Below are 16,942 nucleotides of genomic sequence, written 5' to 3'. Positions count from 1 at the left end.
CTTTTTTTATTTAAAGCAAAACCTAATCTTAAAAATTAATAAAATTAAACTTTTAGCTTAGAAATGTATATGCAGAGCTATATTGTTTATTAGCGTTATTATAACAATTATTTAATTAATCTTAACAAAATAACAAAAATGTAATTTAAAAATAGGGAAATAATTTAAATTTAATTGATTTTAAAAAGCGCATAATCCCATCAACCATGAGAAAATTAAATTAAAAATCAATAATAAACACAAAATACTTAAACTTAACAGTAATCCTTTCAAATTACACTCATTTTAAATTTATTCTATATATTTACTTAACTTTAAAAGAGTTAAAACTGGTAAAGCACTTCCAAACACCCTGGATACGGTGTAATTCTGAACAGTTTTACTGCACAAAATATAAGTCGTTAATTTTAGTTATTTTACGCACACCATAAATTAAATAATATTAAAATCAACAACTTATAAAAAATAAAAAACACAAATCATCACCTTAAAGTCATAACACAACAGTTAAGCTATTGTTGCTAAAATTAATTTAACAAAATTTTAATGAGCCATAGCAATTCGGCGTCAAATTTTGATTTGCTAACTGCAGATTGGCTAAGGTCAGTTTTACTGGATTAGCAAGCGTTGCATTATTCAAGTCAACCACGATTGGTTTAGGCGTTGTCAATGTTAGACCAACAATTGCACCAATAGCAGCACCTGCAGGAACCTTTACCCTATTTTCTTCTTTTAATAATTCTGTAGTCATTAAACCAGCTACCTGCGGTAACACATTTGTAATATCTACTTCTTGAGTTGCTTTTAAATAACCTAATTGCACTGGTTCTGCGAAAGACATCCACCATCCTTTTTTTGCAACATCACTGTTAAGCATCTCTGCAATTGTTTTACCAGTCATATCATTTGAATCTACATAATTTCCAGGCCAAAGTATGGCTTGCTGTTGTAAACTTAGATATCCACCAGAACCTGTGAGCGGTATATTATGAAACATGCTTAATGCTTGATTAAAAGTAATATCCATATTTAAATTTTGTACAGCCGATCCATTTGCCAATTTAATTTTAGACTGTGAAGCACAAAATATAAAAACACATATCGAAGGGAAATTAACTTTGAGTTGATTCAGTGGACCACTATCCAATGCGATTGAATCAATTTTTGTTGAAATTCCCTTAACACTTGCATTATCCAATCGACTTCCATTAACCTGAAACTCAGGTATTGAAAATGCTGCTTTCAATGAAGGGAGAGTAATGCCCTGAGTATCTGGGCTATTGGGTTGCGAAGTAAATGTTCTGTTACTTCCCAATGCACTGAGCAAACCTTGAATCTGATGATTTGCCTGATTCCCGAACACAGTTGCTTTTGTCGAAGCTTCACCTGAAGTTGCTGCAATACGCATAAAACCACTCAGTGACTGAATCCCATCTGTGGAAGTTGGAGTAATTCCATTGATTAAACCTGCAGTCAGAAGTCCTGTAATTTTTTCCGCACTAAAACGTAAACCAACTATTTCACGAGTCGATGCTGAATTTGAGTTTTTTACAGCAAACTCCATAAATGGATTAGTCAATTGAGCACTTGTAGAAGCTCGACCAGCTGCCCCAAAATCTGGAGGGTTACCACTTGATGGATTATAATTTGCTGGTAATCCGCTGAGTGAAAGATTCTTTATATCTATATCGCATTGTCCTGCGCCATTTATTCCACCACAACCGAGTTGCAAATTTCTGATATTTGCATTTAAATCCATATCAACTTCAAGCCCAAGCTTGTAAAACCCAATATTGGAACCACTACTATATTTATTCATCAGATTGGTTGAGTCGTTTGGTGCTATATAAGACAAACTCATCAATGCCTGCCCCGTTGTCTCACCCAACTGCTCATCAGTCAAACGGTATAAAGACAAAGATTCGGCATATAAAATAGATGTACTAAAAACACTGAAAGAAAAAAGAGTAAAGTACAAAGGCTTAAACGTGAACATTTTCTGTCCTTAGATGATGTCCAAAATTATTCAGCTCTAACTTTTAACAATTCAGTATCATTTTAAATAAAATCAATATTTCGATCTCATTAAAATTGATTTAACTCAGAGCTCTGCTAATTAATTTAAGCTATCATATTTTTATTTAGTAAATATTAAGAATTAAAAAAATGTAATTTTTTTGAAAGCCTATAGACATTGATTGTTTAAGATATAAATTCTTATCGTAAAACAAAGAACTTTTTTAAATTATTAACAATTAAATCTAATAAAAACAGCATTTATTTTATTTATTATTTTCATAAAAATATCACTAAACAGTATCAAAAAAAACTCTAAATTCATATCTTAGTGATTTACTATAATAAAAAATATTTGTTATTTTTTCTAAACACTACAGTCATCATACTGAACAAAACTCTCTTAAAAATGACAATAAAAAACGCTATAAATTAAGTCAATTCAAATTTTATTATCTAAATGATCCTAAAGGCATCAGTAGACATTTAATTTTTTAAACTTTCTTAAAATTAGAAGAATACACTCCCCTAAACAAATTTAAAGGAGCCTACGGTTAACAGAATTTCAAATTCCCATAACAGTTTGGAGTGAAATCTTGTTTTGATAATTGCAAGTTCGTTAATGTCATACTTGGATTAGGTGCATCTTTTAAATCAACAGTACCCACAGGAACGGAGTCCCCTAAAAGACAATTTAAAAGTAGAACCGGACCACACTGTACTGGTTTCTTATTTAAATAACTGCTCACCTGAGTCATGACTTCATTCAAGGTCGCTTTAGGAATGTCAACCCGATCAGTTGGGTCAATTTGCCCAATATCAATTGGATTAGAAAATTCTAACCACCATCCTTTTTGAGATACTGATTTATTTGCAGTCCATTGTATGTCTTGAGATTGCAAAGATAATGAAGCAGGTGTTCCATTTAAACTCGCCTTATGAAAATAGCCCAAATCTTCATTAATACTCACATCTACCGTTAAGTTTTGAATTGTCCCATATGTCTCTTTATTGAGATTCAAACCAATTACATTAGCAACAATATTTCCTGTTAAATCAATCTCTCGAACTTTTGCACTCGCTGTCAGTTGCGCACTATTAATACGTTTTCCTGTAATAGGCTGCTCAAGTAAAACTAAATCACCCTTTAAAATATTACTGCCTGTAGCTTTATCTCTTAAATTCAAATTATAAGAATTCGTAGTAAAGCCCAATGTTCCACCAAATAAAACACAGCAAGCCTGACCATTAATTGCGTTATAACCATCTGATTGTTTTAATTGTGTTCTTTCTGCCTCTCCAGAGACGAGACTTGTTCCAAAACCATTAACTAAAGCCGTCCCTGTAGTTGCAGCAACTCTCATATAGCCACTTAAAGAATTAATACCATTTTTAGTGTTACTATTTTCTTGTCCAAACGTTAACAAACCAATTGCTTTTTCCGAACTTAAATTGATTCCTACAATTTCACGTGTGGATGCGCTGTTTGGATTTTTAACGGCGAACTGAATAAAGGGATTGGTTAAAACTGCACTTGAGCCTACACGTGCAGCTCGATCAGAATCACTATTCGTATTTGACGTTGCTGAATTACCTAATCCACTTAAACTTAAATTATCAATATCAATATCACAATTCCCTGCCCCGTTTACTCCTCCACAACCTAATTGGAGTTTCTTAATATTTGCATTGAGTTCAAGATCTGCTTCTAAACCCAGCTTATAAAATCCAATATTTTTTACACCACCATCGCGTTTAGATTCTAAATTATTCGCATCTGTTGGTGCCGTGTAAGTTAGACTCATCAACGCCTGACCGGTCGTTTCTGACAACTGTTGATCTGTAAGTGGCTGTAGAGTTGCAGCATCACTTGAAGCCATGGTTAAGACACTGAATGCAAGTAATGCAACATTGAGATATTTAAACTGGGACATAGCGCTTCCATCCTGAGCAAAGCTTGACCTTATTTGTTATTACTACGCTAAATAATCATTCAAATCCGATATGAATAACACAATATAAATCACATTATATTTAGCATATATTTAATGATTTCATTTGTAGCACAGATCAAAGTTTATACCGATAAAATATTTGTATATTCCGATAAAAATCATTATTTTAAAATAATTTAATAGACATTTAAATTATTCTTAACTTTGTATTTTAATTATTAAAAATCGAAGATTTAAATAAAATTATATATCACATTACATTTATTATATTGATCATTTTAAACATAAAAAAGCAAGTGTTTCACTTGCTTTTTAAACTGATTCTCTTTTAGGTCTTAGGTAAAGTGACCCCTGTTTGACCTTGGTATTTACCACCACGGTCTTTATAAGATGTTTCACAAACTTCATCCGATTCGAAGAATAACATCTGAGCAACACCTTCACCTGCATAAATACGAGCTGGTAAATTGGTTGTATTGGAAAATTCTAATGTCACGTGACCTTCCCACTCAGGTTCAAGCGGTGTGACGTTGACAATAATCCCACAGCGAGCGTAAGTTGATTTTCCTAAACAAACAGTTAAAACATTGCGAGGAATTCGGAAATATTCGACTGTACGTGCTAAAGCAAAAGAGTTTGGTGGAATAATACAAACATCAGATTCAATATCGATAAAACTACGATCATCGAAATTTTTAGGGTCTACAATTGCAGAATGTACATTTGTAAAGACTTTAAATTCACGTGCACAGCGGACATCATAACCATAGCTTGAAACGCCATAAGAAATTAGCTTCTCACCCTGTTCATCATAACGAACTTGGTTTTCTGCATACGGTTCAATCATACCGTGTTTTTCGCTCATTTCGCGAATCCAACGATCAGACTTAATGGCCATTTATTTCTATCCCAAAACTGTGCTGTTTACTGCGCTGTACTTTAACTGAAATTGCTTTTGAAAGGAATGTTTCTTGCGAAATAGCTTTGCTTCAGTCTGTAAGCAAAATCCACAGCCTTTCACGAGGAACGACCTTATAAACTTAAAAGAGCAGAATAACTGAGTGGTACGGTGAAGCTGACTAAAACCAAAGAAGCTGTTCTTTGCATATTACGTTGATTTAACCAAGTGACTTTATTACTACAGATCACTGAACCAATAAATGTCCAAAAGAATGCAATCGGGATAATCAACAATAAAAATACCAGCATATGAGAGGTATAAGCTGAAGTGTTCTGCCAGACATAAGTTGGAAAAATTGCTGAAGCAAAAAGTAAGGCTTTAGGATTTAACAGCGTTGCTACAAATAGCTCCCGCGCACGAATTGTTGCTTGACTAAAGTCTTCGTCTTGATTCGCTGTACGCCATAACTTTAAAGCTAGAAATAAGATATAACCAGCACTGAATAATTTCAGAATAACGGGCACACTTGGGAACTGCTTAGATACAGTTCCAATGATTAATCCCCAAACAGAAATGGAGATAAAATATCCTAGCGCTTCTGCTGGAATTAAAGGGAGAGATTTTCGAATTCCAACTTGGATTCCAGAAGATGCTAAAAGCGTATTGGTTGGTCCTGGGGTTAAAAGAATCGTCACCACCAGACCGATAAAAAACCATGAAATCATTAAATGACCTCATCTATCAATTGACCGCAGATTAAATCTTTTGATTCAGATTGGCAAAAAAAGAATTGTAAGAGAACATATGAATATGGATAGCAAAATACACAAATATCTTTTATTTTCAATATATTATAACATTATATCACCAAAAGACTGTTAAGTCATTTCATCATTAGTTGTTCCTTTAATAATCATATTTTCATTATTATATTCCAAATATTATCTTTTAAATCAGTATGTTCCATAAAATAAAGTGAACCAGTTCACAAAATAGCTTATTAAAATGGAGCGCAGTGAATGTCTTGACCGAATATGACTGATTTTAAGCAAATTTTCAGCTTTAATGTCTATTATTCAATCAAAACCTCCCTTCACTATTTTAGGTATTTTGTCCGAAAGGTTGTTGTTTTTCTCTACATTGATGCACAATAGTAGCCTTTCTTTCATTTTTTAATTTTATGGCAAAGCATTTTTTTCAGTCTTGGCTTCCCTCCCCCGAGCGGGTCAATAATTTGAAATTTATGAAGATTTTTGGTGATAAAGCCTTAAGTCCCCAGCTTTGGTACGTCAATCGAAAGTCAATTTCTAAGGCAATGTTTATTGGTACATTCTGGGGAATTTTACCCATTCCGTTTCATACATTGTTGATCATTTTTTCTGTGTTATTGTTTGAAGCCAATCTTCCAATTGGTTTAATTTTGGCTTGGATTATGAATCCAATCACTATTGTTCCCATTTTGATTTTTGCATTTTGGATTGGCTCTAAAATTTATCATGTGCATATGATCAACAAAGAGATGCTACTGGGCGTTTTCCATCAAATCATCCATTGGATTAAAAACTTTGGGCATGGTCATATTGATTTTAGTTTGACAAAAATTTTAGCCACAGGGCTTTTTATTGAAGCATTGGTCTGTGCATCTTTACTTTTTATTGTGACACGTATTTACTGGCGTTGGAGTGTGGTTAAAAAATGGAATGATCGTAAGAATCATCCACTTTAAAACCGCGTCCGACAGGATTGATTGTTATTTCAAAGCCACTTGTTTTGCTTTCATATATTCAACCACGACATCTAAAACATAGTGCTGGCATGCTTCACCTGTGCCTGCATCATATGCGCCACCATTGGTAATGTTATTTGATAGCACTCGAATACCCAAAAAAGGGACTTTAAATTGACTGGCAATTTGTGCAACAGATGCAGCTTCCATTTCTTCAACCGATGTAGCATAGTTTTTATGGAAAAATGCAATTCGATCTAATTCATTATTCCACACATCAGCTGAACCGATAGTACCTTCAACAACATTACCCTGTGTATAATTATTCTGAGCACGATGAGCTGCTGTTAAAAGCTCAGCATCCGCTTCGAACTTCCGAATCGCAATCGGCTCTGGATCAGATTCATCATCAGGTAGTACATCAAAGGCTTCGTTCCATTCTAAAGCGTTTGAACCTTCTCCCAACGCTTTTTTAGGGGTCCTGAAAGCACCAATATTTGTTGTATATCGTCCCAAAACAATATCATAAACTTTGAGCTCTGGATCATGCCCGCCCGATGTCCCTTGGTTAATAATCGCAATAGGCTTATACCGCTCAATTGCGATTGCAGTTGCAGCTGCCGCATTACTCATTCCCATTCGGGTTTTAGAGATAATCACGGGATAGCCTTGATAAGTCCCTTTCCAAAACTTCCATCCCCCCACAGTTTCAACAGTCGCATTGGTCAATTTTGCTGCCATTTGCTCAGACTCAACAGGTAATGCGCCTTGAATTACAATGGGTTGTAAAGCTTTCTGAGTATCGCTATTTTGACTTGTATTGTGTGAATCATTATTACACGCTGCCAATAGCAGGGAACCGCACATGCCAATAACATGGATTATTTTTTTGAATTGCATCATTTGCTCAACAGCTTAAATAAGAACTGGATATTTAAGCAATGAATATACCAATTCCACAAATTTCATTTTTTTATATCAAAACTAAAGTATATATGATTTGAATATGTTGGCTATGATTGAAGTTAATTCAGCACGATTTTAATCAATTCAGAATGATCTGAAGATAAATCAGCACTTTCCCCTTACCAATCATCAATTAATTTAGTGACATCTTTATCTAACAATTCAATTTTGGTTTTACATTGCCAAAATCTAAGTTCACCAGTGATAGTGAAATGTTAATTAACCTGAGTTCGATAAAAATCCTTGATGAAAGATGATATAGCCAAACCGCCTGATTATTCATACAAGTGATTTGGATGATTCATTTATTTTGTACTTTTGAATCATAGATGGTCTTGCTATCGTGAGGCGACATGGATGTCGCCATGTTGAGCGGGGGTATGAGGATGTACCCCTCGCTCAACGAAAGATTTTTGTCACTTTTCATCTCTGAAAAGTGAGGCATCGCCTACGCAAAACAATTTAAACTTTAGAAGTAAAGCGTGGCAGTGCAAGCTTTAGATCATCAAACAATCTATTGATTGCTTTCATTTTATTGATCAAGAGAAATGAAATGCTATTGATAGTTGCGCTTGAGGAGCTCCGCTCCTCATCCTAAAATTTGATGAAAACGCAGCAAGACTCCATAGAGATTTATTATTTTTCAATGAGTTGAATATTTAATTACATCGAACTCAGGTTAATTACAGATTCAAAATCTGAAAGTATCTTTCCAGCATCTTGCTAATTTGTACCACTCTCCCCCATTCTTGGCAGTAATCACCTAATCTTTTTTGGGAATAATAAAAACGAGTAGCACTATTAACATCACCATTGGCACTATTGGCGAGACTAACAAAAACCTTATTATCGAGTAAGTTAAAATATTTCATTGACTTATCCTCATTCGCCTTTCTTGAATTAAATGGTAAATATCAAGAAAGGCGATCGTATAGAATAAATTTAGAAAATTCGATGTGGATCTTTTTCTACTCGAGGCAAAGCCTTGGCAATTTTTTCCGCAATCAACATATAACTCTCTGCTGCTGCATCTCCCGCAATAACAGAAGGATGACCAGCATCGGCATTTTCTCGAATTTGTACATTTAAAGGTAATCGACCAAGCAATGGAATAGCATATTGCTCAGACAAACGATCACCCCCACCTGCACCAAAAATTTGCTCTTCATGACCACAATTCGAACAAATGTGTGTCGACATATTTTCAATCACACCCATCACAGGGATTTGAACTTTATTAAAGAGTTCAATGCCCTTTACTGCATCCATTAAAGCTACATTTTGTGGTGTTGTTACAATCACCGCACCTGTCACAGGAATACGCTGTGCAAGGGTCAATTGGATATCACCTGTACCAGGTGGCATATCAATCACAAGTACATCAAGGTCAGGCCATAAGGCTTGATTAAAAAGTTGCATCAATGCCCCTGTAGCTTTCGCACCACGCCATGCAACGGGGGTATTTTCCTTACCAATTAAATGCCCGATTGAAAGAACTGCCATCCCGTGCGCTTCAAGTGGAACGAAGTTTTCACCTTCAATTTTGGGCGTTTGTCCAGCATTGCCCAACATCGTTGGAATACTTGGACCATAAATATCAGCATCTAAAATACCCACTTTTAATCCTAATTTGTTGAGTGCGAGCGCAATATTTACAGTAGTTGTCGATTTTCCTACGCCACCTTTACCCGATGAGATCAAAATGACATTTTGTATACGTGGATGTTTAGGAATGTCCCGTTGTTGTGGTGCAGCTTTCTGAATCGGTGGATTATTAGGATCAACTTCTGCTGGGGCAGGCTTTGGTGAAGCATCGACAACAGGCGGTAATGTATGACTTTCTGCTTTGGGTTGGCTAGAACAACTATGCCCTGCTTTTCCATGTTGTTCGCTTGAGCAGCTTGAGTCATGCTGAATTTTTTGCTGAATCACATGCATGTTTAATTCTTGAATACCACATTTTTCTAAAGCATCGGCAAGATCATCATGGATTTTTTGCAAGTCATCCGCTTCATTGGGATATGTATTGATCGTAAGCTGTAATACTCGTCCAACAACATTCACTTGAGTAATACGATCCTTTAAAGCGTTGTTCGAGTTTGGCAACATATAATTTTGCAAAACGGATTGGACTTCTTCCTCTTTCACCTCCTGCGCGGGAGAAAAAACTGATTTAAGTGAAGAAAGCCAAGACATAGATTTGCTCCAAGTTTGCAAATACAACAAATACTGAAACTATAGTTTAACTGTAAATTGAGCTGAGGGTAAGCAAAGTTCTATTCAGCTTTTTGAATGTCTTTATTAATCCTACTGATTTAGTCGGAATTTATTGGTAAAACTTCATTTCTAACCTATATTCAGCACTTTTATAATCTTTAATGGTCAGTGCAATCTCATCAATCTAAATTGGTATCGTTTTTAATAGATCATTTTCATACAAAATGCGTAAAAAAACGGCTATAGTGATGCTTCTGATTTTAATAATAACAAGGCTTACCGTTAATGAAACTTCGCCATGCTTTGATGCTATCTTTATTTATTTCTGGTTCTGTGATTGCGGGAACATCTACCAATACTGTAAGGACCATTTCTGGGCAACTCATTTCTATAGGTGATAGTTATGCAGATATGAGCACACGGATTGCTCAGTCTCCAATCTCAATGCACACCTACGAAAAGAAAGAAGGGAAAACGACAGTCACTGTCTCAAATTATATTTATGAAATTGATCAGATTTATTATACATTTACAGTTATTGAAAATCACATTCGCCATATTGAATGGACACGTAAAGACCTATAATAGGAAAAGCCTCTGAAGAAAATTTTCCTCAAAGGCTTTTTTTACTTAACTCTTATCACTCTCGTCATCTTTTTTATGTTTTAAATCATTGACCTTTTGCTCACCTTTTAATAAGGTTTCTTTGGCTTTATGTTTTAAATCATCAGCGACCTTTTCCGCACCCAATTTTGCTTCTTTTGCCTTTAACTTTACATCATCAATTACTTCAGAAGCTTTATTCTTTAAATCGTCTAAGTTAGTCATCTGTCGTTCCTATTTTGATTAAGTTACTTAACAGTTATAGCAACAGAATCGAGATAAAACGTCAAAAACTGCATTTCAGAAACAATTCACCCACAGAATGTAGCGATGTATCTTTTTGTTTCAAAATGAATAAAATAGTCACAACAGCTAAATCCATATAAAGAATTCAATCTAATGGATACATCGAGATTATTTATGCAACAAGCCATCAAAGAAAAAATTATTCGAGTATGTAATGAAAAAATTGCCAAAAAGGGTGATCAAGTCGGACTATCCTTTTATGCTTTTTTCGCGAATAAAAATGATGATCCAGAAACATTAATGCAAGTCGCAGAATGGTGGATTAAAACCCATCAGCTTGATCACTTTGAAAAAGCGAGCAAAATTAAACAAATGATAGAAAACGAATAATAGGTGCTTTAGCATTTTAAAATAGTTCTTGGTAATGCTGCATATGCGTAAAAATACCTTCTTGTCTTGCATATTGGTCAATCAAAGGCACTAATCTCTGAAAATGTGCTGATTGGACATGAGCATCTAATGCAGCTCGATCTACCCATTCTTCAATAAAAACAAAATGACCTGTATTACGTAAATCATGGTACAAGTCATAAGCAATACAGCCCTGTTCTTGTTTCGTCTTGTCAATTAATTCTTGATATAAAGGCAAAACAAGATCAATTTTATCTATTTGAATAAAGTCTTCAGCAATGAGTTTAAGCATCAATCAGTTCTAAATGACAATAATGACTTGCAACATAGCATAGAAAACAAACTGAATGGACAATGATGATTGACCATCTTTCTAATTTTATAAAAAAACATTTAAAAAAATTCAACAACATGAATAATAAAGGTCAAAAAAATTTATTTTTTAGCACAGATATTTCTTCAAATGATTTTATCTTGATTAAGCACTACCTTTTTAGATATATTCTAGACAAATATAAATATAATGTATTTCCAGCCATTAAGCCTATAAAAATAGGAATTAACAACAAGGCATAAGCAATACATAAATATGGCAACATTTCGAGAAAACGATATAGAGTTCCCTCTAAACATAAAATTAGAAAGAGACAGCTCAAAATGAACAAAAAAATGAAGCCTGTCACTTTAAGCATTTGAGCAATTTCAATCACTGCTTTAGGCTTTTTTAGAATGCTAAAAATCAGAAGGTAGCTAAAGAATGCCAATAAAAATAGCAATGGTGTGAAATAGAAAAACACTTCCATACCACGACTTGGGTTTCGCTCAGAAGCGATGCCAAGAAAATCGCCCTGATAAAAATATAATGACATGCTGAATGGAACAACTAAGCTCAAAACAGCGCTAAGACTGGGAGCAGCGGAAACCATATATAAATACCAAGATCGCATCCTGTTCTCCTTTTCCGATCTTGGCATCAGTGTCTAAAACATAAATGTAAAATATTTGATTCTTCGGTGAAATTTAAGTGAAGTTTTTGATATTTTCCTTGCTTAGGATTTTAATGAGCTCATAAAACTTACAACGCTAAATAACCAAATAAACAATACAAAGCTACGCCCCTGATTAAAATGGCTCAACTCTGTACCATGCAAAATATTGTGGCGTGTCATACTCACGGTTGAACTATTGTCCATTTTATATGCAGCAAGCTCTAAGAAATAATGATTCAATTCATTGGCAATTTTGACCTTATGCCATAAACTCTTGATCTCATGACCTTTTAAACCTGGCACAATTTTATAAACATCAATAAATTTAGTGTCCTGTTGTTTCAAATACCCATTTTGAAGTAAAACTGCTGTCAGTAAACCTTCTAATTGTGCATATAGCAAAGGTATACATCCTGCATAAAGTTCTAATTCATAGAGTTTAAAACTTTGTGCTAATACAGCTTTGTATTGAGCTTTTGACTCACCAATATCTAATAGCTCAAAAGCATCTAGCAAGCTGCTTTGAAAAAACTCAGTATTGATCACATCCAAAAGATTAAATTCTGAAATCTCTTTAGCCTCATGAATGAGTTGCCAAAAATACAAAAGGTTTAATGCATCATTAGCAACCTTCGCATCCACAGGTTGATCTAATTGATCTGCAAGTACATCGAAATATTTTTCTTCTTGCGCCATATCTCTGAGCGTCTGAATTAAAAACTGATGCTCATCCTCAGAAATATCGTCTAGATACTGTTGTGCTTGTTTTAAAATATTTTTTTCAAACTGTGCTTTGGTTTTTTGATTTTGTGCAATACGAATTACAGGTTGATCATCATCAAAATAATCTTCATCAATCATTACTTTATTACTCATGAGCATGCTTCAATCGTTGATTCTATAATAATAAATCGTTGGGTATATGAATATGATTAAAAATCCACATTTGAAAAGAATTCACCTATTCAGTTGTGCATCTTGATAGCAATTACGTTAAAATCAATACCCTTGCCTTAACTTTGAGAAAGAGAGTTATATCCGTGCGAAATATCTTAGTCACTAACGCCCTTCCATACGCAAATGGTCCTATTCATATGGGTCATCTACTCGGCTACATCCAAGCAGATATCTGGGTTCGTGCCATGCGTGCAATGGGTCATGATGTGACTTATGTATGTGCGGATGATGCTCATGGTACAGCCATTATGCTTCGCGCTGAGGCGAATGGAATTACCCCTGAAGAACAAATTGCCAATGTTCAGAAAGAACATATTCGTGATTTCGATGGTTTTGGTGTGCATTTTGATCACTATGATTCAACCAATAGTGATGAAAATAAGGCTCGCTCTGAAGAAATTTATATCAAAAACCGTGAAGCAGGAAATATCGCGATTCGTCCTGTAACACAATTATTTGATCCTGAAAAAAGCATGTTTCTTTCAGATCGATTTATTAAAGGCACATGCCCAAAATGTAAAGCTGAAGATCAGTATGGCGACTCATGTGAAGTCTGCGGAACCACATACAATGCAACAGAATTGTTGAATCCACGCTCAACTTTAAGTGGTGCGACACCTGTTGAAAAATCATCTGATCATTACTTTTTCAAACTGCCTAATTTTGCAGAATATTTACAAAAATGGACGCGTGACGAAGGTCGTCTACCTGTATCTATCGCAAATAAATTAGATGAATGGTTTGATAATGGTTTAAACGACTGGGATATTTCTCGTGACGCTCCATATTTCGGTTTTGAAATACCCGATGCACCTAATAAATACTTCTATGTATGGGTTGATGCACCAATTGGCTATATGTCGAGTTTTGAAAATTACATCAAAACCAAGCGACCAGAATTAAATTTTGATGCATTTTGGAAAAAAGATTCTAAAAATGAGGTGTATCACTTCATCGGTAAAGATATTGTTTATTTCCATGCGCTGTTCTGGCCTGCAATGCTTGAAGGTGCAAATTACCGCACTCCTACAGGTCTATTCGTAAATGGTTTCTTGACTGTGAATGGTCAGAAGATGTCAAAGTCTCGCGGTACCTTCATCAAAGCTGAAACCTATTTACAGCATTTGAATCCCGAATATTTACGTTATTACTTTGCTTCCAAACTGTCTGATAAGGTTGAAGATTCTGACTTAAATCTTGATGATTTCGTACAGAAAGTGAACTCAGATTTGGTCGGCAAAGTAGTCAATATTGCCAGTCGTTGTGCAAAATTCATTAACACCAAATTTGACAATACCTTATCAAAGACCTGTACAGAGTCTGCTTTAGTTCAAAGCTTTATCGATGCTGGTGATTCAATTGCCAAAGCTTATGAAGCACGTGAATTTTCTACTGCCATTCGTGAAATCATGGCACTTGCTGATCGTGCAAATCAGTATATTGATGAGAAAAAACCTTGGGCTTTGGCAAAAATCGAAGGTGAAGAACAACAAGTTCATGATGTCTGTTCAGTGGGTATTAACCTGTTCCGCCAATTAGCTGTTTATCTCGCACCTGTTTTGCCAACGCTTGCTCAACAAGTCCAAGATTTCTTAAAACTGGATCGTTTTGATTTTGCTTCACGTCAAAATATCTTAACAGTACATGAAATTTCGCAATTCCAACCATTGATGCAACGTGTAGACCCTAAAGCAGTAGCTGCTATGGTTGATGCATCTAAAGACTCTTTGGCTTCTGCAGCTGAACCAGCAAAAGTTGAAAAGAAAAAAGAAAAGAAAGCTGAGAAAAAGCCTGAACCTAAAGTGGGTGAAGCTGAAATTATTGGTATTGAGGACTTTATCAAAGTTGATCTCCGTGTCGCAGAAGTTGTAGACGCTGCCCATGTTGAAGGATCAGATAAATTACTTCAACTGACCTTAAATGTTGGCGAAGCAGAACCACGTAATGTATTCAGTGGAATCCGTGAATTCTATGCACCAGGAGATTTAAAAGGTAAATTGGTCGTGATGGTTGCTAACCTCGCTCCACGTAAAATGCGCTTTGGTATTTCCAATGGAATGGTGCTTGCTGCTGGAAATGGTGAAGGTGTTTGGGTCATTTCACCTGAATCTGGTGCAAAAGCTGGTGACAAAGTCTCATAATTAGCAATCAAATGATTTTTGAAAGGCTTCTTCGGAAGCCTTTTTTTATGTTATGTTCAAGAATAAAATCAAGATAAAGCTCATAATATGGCAATTACAAAAACCAGCCTTTCACAAAAAGCTAAATGGCAAAGTTCAGCATTTGTCATTTGGGGACCATTTATTGGAACTTTGATTATTGCAATCACATTTCATAGCCATATTATGTTCGGTGATCCAATACGATTTTTAAAAGGTCTCATTACGCCCTCGATCATATTTCCAATGATTGGAGGATTATTCTTAATTACACCGTTTGGTTATTTACTTGGCATTATTCCTGCAATAATCATTCAATTATTATTCCAACATTTCTTTGCCGAAAAGCTCGCTCAAATACGCTTAATGCGATGCATAATCTATGGCGCAATTTTAGGATTAATGCTTTCACCCTTTATCCTTGTTCTTTCCATACTCACTCCATCACCTATATTCACATTTAGTTATTTGCAATTTGTTCTCATCCTCCCCACAACCTTAATTTGTACTGTTATTGAATGGAAAAGAATCCAAAACAAAAGGCAAATCAACTGAAGCACTCACACCAACACTTTTGAGAATCATAAAAAATTCGTTTACAAAAGCAGAGTTTTTTTCATCAATAAAAAGCTCAGTGACAGATCAATCCATGCTACAAAATAATTCATTAAATTAATATTGAACATACCCAATGAAAAATATTGTCCAATCTTTGTCAGTACTCTGCGTTTGTTTATTTCCACTTGCATCAAAGGCAGATGTTCAAAAAACTTTACCGATTATTGAGCAACAGCCGCAAGTTTCTGGTTTTTACCAACATCAAGTTGGTGATACACAAATTACAGCCTTACTTGATGGCACAAATTTTATGTCGCCTACACTCTTTAAAGATATTTCATCAGACAAAGTTCAAGAGATTTTAAAAAAGTACCACGCTGATCAAGTAAAAGGTGTACAAACCTCAGTCAATGCTTTTCTAGTTAATACTGGAAAGTCTTTAGTTTTAGTTGATAGTGGTACTGCGGATTGTTTTGGTACTCACTTAGGCTCTGTACTGAAAAATCTGAAAGCTTCAGGCTATCAACCAGAACAAGTTAATACCATCTTACTCACGCATTTGCATCCTGATCATTCCTGTGGTGTCAGTAAAAATGGTATCGCTAATTTCCCCAATGCCACCATTTATGTCTCAGAAAGAGAAGCGAGTTATTGGCTAAATCCGAAACAAGCTGAAAAAATAGCACAGGATAAGCGCCAAAATTATGTGGCAACTGTAGAGAAAATTAAAGCTGCTCTTGCACCTTATCAAGCGAAACAGCAATTTAAAACCTTTAAACTCGGTGATAATATCAATGGCTTTGAAGTGATCAACACTGCAGGTCATACACCTGGTCATTTTAGCTATAAACTCAAAACCACAGATGAAGATGTTATCTTTATTGGTGATATTGTGCATTCTCACACTGTTCAATTCGATAGACCAGAAACAGCGATCGAATATGATATTGATCCTAAAATGGCTGTACAAACACGTTTAAAACAATTTGCAGACTATGCTAAAAATGGACAAACTATAGCAGCACCTCACTTACCTTTTCCAGGCATTGGTCATATCTACTCAGCAGATGGGAAAAGCTATCAATGGATTCCAATCCACTTTAAAGACTGACTTATTTTTGCTTTAACCGCAATTGATATAAGCTCTACCACAAGGTAGCGCTTTTATTTTTCTTCTTAACTTCTTATCATTTCTATCTTTTTCTTTTCTTCACGCATAAAAAAACACCCTCAACGTT

General features: G+C 35.0%; 16 protein-coding genes. 6 read left to right on the top strand and 10 right to left on the bottom strand.

Annotated elements, in window-relative coordinates:
- Positions 1–532: 532 nt before the first annotated feature.
- The 4 genes from AC1Z3T_RS13130 to AC1Z3T_RS13115 all read right to left on the bottom strand — a co-directional run bounded on the left by AC1Z3T_RS13130 (position 533) and on the right by AC1Z3T_RS13115 (position 5,597).
- A complete protein-coding gene (locus AC1Z3T_RS13130; RefSeq protein ID WP_004827595.1) occupies positions 533–1,996 on the bottom strand; it encodes a hypothetical protein in 1,464 nt (487 codons plus the stop codon).
- 574 nt (positions 1,997–2,570) lie between these two features.
- Positions 2,571–3,950, bottom strand: coding sequence for a hypothetical protein (locus AC1Z3T_RS13125; protein WP_004827592.1), 1,380 nt, complete (start codon positions 3,948–3,950; stop codon positions 2,571–2,573).
- Positions 3,951–4,299: 349 nt separating this feature from the next.
- Positions 4,300–4,869, bottom strand: coding sequence for a dCTP deaminase (gene dcd / locus AC1Z3T_RS13120; protein ID WP_004827590.1), 570 nt, complete (start codon positions 4,867–4,869; stop codon positions 4,300–4,302).
- Between the two features lie 134 nt (positions 4,870–5,003).
- On the bottom strand, positions 5,004–5,597 hold the full coding sequence (locus tag AC1Z3T_RS13115; RefSeq protein WP_004827589.1) for a LysE family translocator: 594 nt from the start codon (positions 5,595–5,597) through the stop codon (positions 5,004–5,006).
- A gap of 455 nt (positions 5,598–6,052) precedes the next feature.
- Between AC1Z3T_RS13115 and AC1Z3T_RS13110 the strand changes: the two genes are divergently transcribed.
- Positions 6,053–6,598, top strand: coding sequence for a DUF2062 domain-containing protein (locus tag AC1Z3T_RS13110; protein WP_100884504.1), 546 nt, complete (start codon positions 6,053–6,055; stop codon positions 6,596–6,598).
- A 24-nt stretch (positions 6,599–6,622) separates the two neighbouring features.
- On the opposite strand, the gene AC1Z3T_RS13105 is transcribed toward AC1Z3T_RS13110, so the two are convergent.
- Complete coding sequence (locus AC1Z3T_RS13105; RefSeq protein WP_100884503.1) at positions 6,623–7,498, bottom strand: 5'-methylthioadenosine/S-adenosylhomocysteine nucleosidase; 876 nt, start codon at positions 7,496–7,498, stop codon at positions 6,623–6,625.
- 1,008 nt (positions 7,499–8,506) lie between these two features.
- Entirely contained in the window at positions 8,507–9,760 is a 1,254-nt protein-coding gene (gene apbC / locus AC1Z3T_RS13100) for an iron-sulfur cluster carrier protein ApbC (RefSeq protein ID WP_100884501.1), read from the bottom strand.
- A gap of 306 nt (positions 9,761–10,066) precedes the next feature.
- On the opposite strand from apbC, the gene AC1Z3T_RS13095 reads away from it, so the two are divergent.
- A complete protein-coding gene (locus tag AC1Z3T_RS13095; RefSeq protein WP_009583968.1) occupies positions 10,067–10,366 on the top strand; it encodes a hypothetical protein in 300 nt (99 codons plus the stop codon).
- Between the two features lie 45 nt (positions 10,367–10,411).
- Here AC1Z3T_RS13095 and AC1Z3T_RS13090 read toward each other — a convergent pair whose 3' ends face one another.
- Positions 10,412–10,609, bottom strand: a complete 198-nt coding sequence (locus tag AC1Z3T_RS13090; protein ID WP_004827580.1) for a hypothetical protein — start codon at positions 10,607–10,609, stop codon at positions 10,412–10,414.
- Positions 10,610–10,804: 195 nt separating this feature from the next.
- On the opposite strand from AC1Z3T_RS13090, the gene AC1Z3T_RS13085 reads away from it, so the two are divergent.
- Complete coding sequence (locus AC1Z3T_RS13085; RefSeq protein WP_151752388.1) at positions 10,805–11,020, top strand: DUF6500 family protein; 216 nt, start codon at positions 10,805–10,807, stop codon at positions 11,018–11,020.
- Between the two features lie 16 nt (positions 11,021–11,036).
- Here the strand turns inward: AC1Z3T_RS13085 and AC1Z3T_RS13080 are convergent, their stop codons facing one another.
- The 3 genes from AC1Z3T_RS13080 to AC1Z3T_RS13070 all read right to left on the bottom strand — a co-directional run bounded on the left by AC1Z3T_RS13080 (position 11,037) and on the right by AC1Z3T_RS13070 (position 12,891).
- The gene (locus AC1Z3T_RS13080; RefSeq protein WP_004827576.1) at positions 11,037–11,333 is read right to left on the bottom strand and encodes a putative quinol monooxygenase; all 297 of its coding nucleotides are present in this window, start codon (positions 11,331–11,333) and stop codon (positions 11,037–11,039) included.
- Between the two features lie 193 nt (positions 11,334–11,526).
- Positions 11,527–11,988 carry a hypothetical protein gene (locus AC1Z3T_RS13075; RefSeq protein ID WP_483396684.1) on the bottom strand — a complete coding sequence of 154 codons (462 nt, stop codon included), beginning with the start codon at positions 11,986–11,988 and terminating at the stop codon, positions 11,527–11,529.
- Positions 11,989–12,090: 102 nt separating this feature from the next.
- Positions 12,091–12,891 carry a hypothetical protein gene (locus AC1Z3T_RS13070; protein ID WP_483396695.1) on the bottom strand — a complete coding sequence of 267 codons (801 nt, stop codon included), beginning with the start codon at positions 12,889–12,891 and terminating at the stop codon, positions 12,091–12,093.
- Positions 12,892–13,070: 179 nt separating this feature from the next.
- Between AC1Z3T_RS13070 and metG the strand changes: the two genes are divergently transcribed.
- The 3 genes from metG to AC1Z3T_RS13055 all read left to right on the top strand — a co-directional run bounded on the left by metG (position 13,071) and on the right by AC1Z3T_RS13055 (position 16,815).
- On the top strand, positions 13,071–15,128 hold the full coding sequence (gene metG, locus AC1Z3T_RS13065) for a methionine--tRNA ligase (protein ID WP_100884500.1): 2,058 nt from the start codon (positions 13,071–13,073) through the stop codon (positions 15,126–15,128).
- Between the two features lie 87 nt (positions 15,129–15,215).
- Positions 15,216–15,701, top strand: a complete 486-nt coding sequence (locus AC1Z3T_RS13060; protein ID WP_100884499.1) for a hypothetical protein — start codon at positions 15,216–15,218, stop codon at positions 15,699–15,701.
- A 136-nt stretch (positions 15,702–15,837) separates the two neighbouring features.
- Entirely contained in the window at positions 15,838–16,815 is a 978-nt protein-coding gene (locus AC1Z3T_RS13055) for an MBL fold metallo-hydrolase (RefSeq protein WP_262774175.1), read from the top strand.
- The last annotated feature ends 127 nt before the right edge of the window (positions 16,816–16,942 follow it).

It is taken from the genome of Acinetobacter sp. B-6, assembly GCF_056930735.1.
The sequence above is the reverse complement of the archived record's forward strand: the minus strand, read 5'-3'. Positions and strand labels throughout refer to the sequence as shown.

Excerpts from the sequence above, each read along its gene's own strand:
- AC1Z3T_RS13130 (WP_004827595.1), bottom strand. The coding sequence starts at position 1,996 with ATGTTCACGTTTAAGCCTTTGTACTTTACTCTTTTTTCTTTCAGTGTT.
- AC1Z3T_RS13125 (WP_004827592.1), bottom strand. The coding sequence starts at position 3,950 with ATGTCCCAGTTTAAATATCTCAATGTTGCATTACTTGCATTCAGTGTC.
- dcd (WP_004827590.1), bottom strand. The coding sequence starts at position 4,869 with ATGGCCATTAAGTCTGATCGTTGGATTCGCGAAATGAGCGAAAAACAC.
- AC1Z3T_RS13115 (WP_004827589.1), bottom strand. The coding sequence starts at position 5,597 with ATGATTTCATGGTTTTTTATCGGTCTGGTGGTGACGATTCTTTTAACC.
- AC1Z3T_RS13110 (WP_100884504.1), top strand. The coding sequence starts at position 6,053 with ATGGCAAAGCATTTTTTTCAGTCTTGGCTTCCCTCCCCCGAGCGGGTC.
- AC1Z3T_RS13105 (WP_100884503.1), bottom strand. The coding sequence starts at position 7,498 with ATGCAATTCAAAAAAATAATCCATGTTATTGGCATGTGCGGTTCCCTG.
- apbC (WP_100884501.1), bottom strand. The coding sequence starts at position 9,760 with ATGTCTTGGCTTTCTTCACTTAAATCAGTTTTTTCTCCCGCGCAGGAG.
- AC1Z3T_RS13095 (WP_009583968.1), top strand. The coding sequence starts at position 10,067 with ATGAAACTTCGCCATGCTTTGATGCTATCTTTATTTATTTCTGGTTCT.
- AC1Z3T_RS13090 (WP_004827580.1), bottom strand. The coding sequence starts at position 10,609 with ATGACTAACTTAGACGATTTAAAGAATAAAGCTTCTGAAGTAATTGAT.
- AC1Z3T_RS13085 (WP_151752388.1), top strand. The coding sequence starts at position 10,805 with ATGCAACAAGCCATCAAAGAAAAAATTATTCGAGTATGTAATGAAAAA.
- AC1Z3T_RS13080 (WP_004827576.1), bottom strand. The coding sequence starts at position 11,333 with ATGCTTAAACTCATTGCTGAAGACTTTATTCAAATAGATAAAATTGAT.
- AC1Z3T_RS13075 (WP_483396684.1), bottom strand. The coding sequence starts at position 11,988 with ATGCGATCTTGGTATTTATATATGGTTTCCGCTGCTCCCAGTCTTAGC.
- AC1Z3T_RS13070 (WP_483396695.1), bottom strand. The coding sequence starts at position 12,891 with ATGATTGATGAAGATTATTTTGATGATGATCAACCTGTAATTCGTATT.
- AC1Z3T_RS13060 (WP_100884499.1), top strand. The coding sequence starts at position 15,216 with ATGGCAATTACAAAAACCAGCCTTTCACAAAAAGCTAAATGGCAAAGT.
- AC1Z3T_RS13055 (WP_262774175.1), top strand. The coding sequence starts at position 15,838 with ATGAAAAATATTGTCCAATCTTTGTCAGTACTCTGCGTTTGTTTATTT.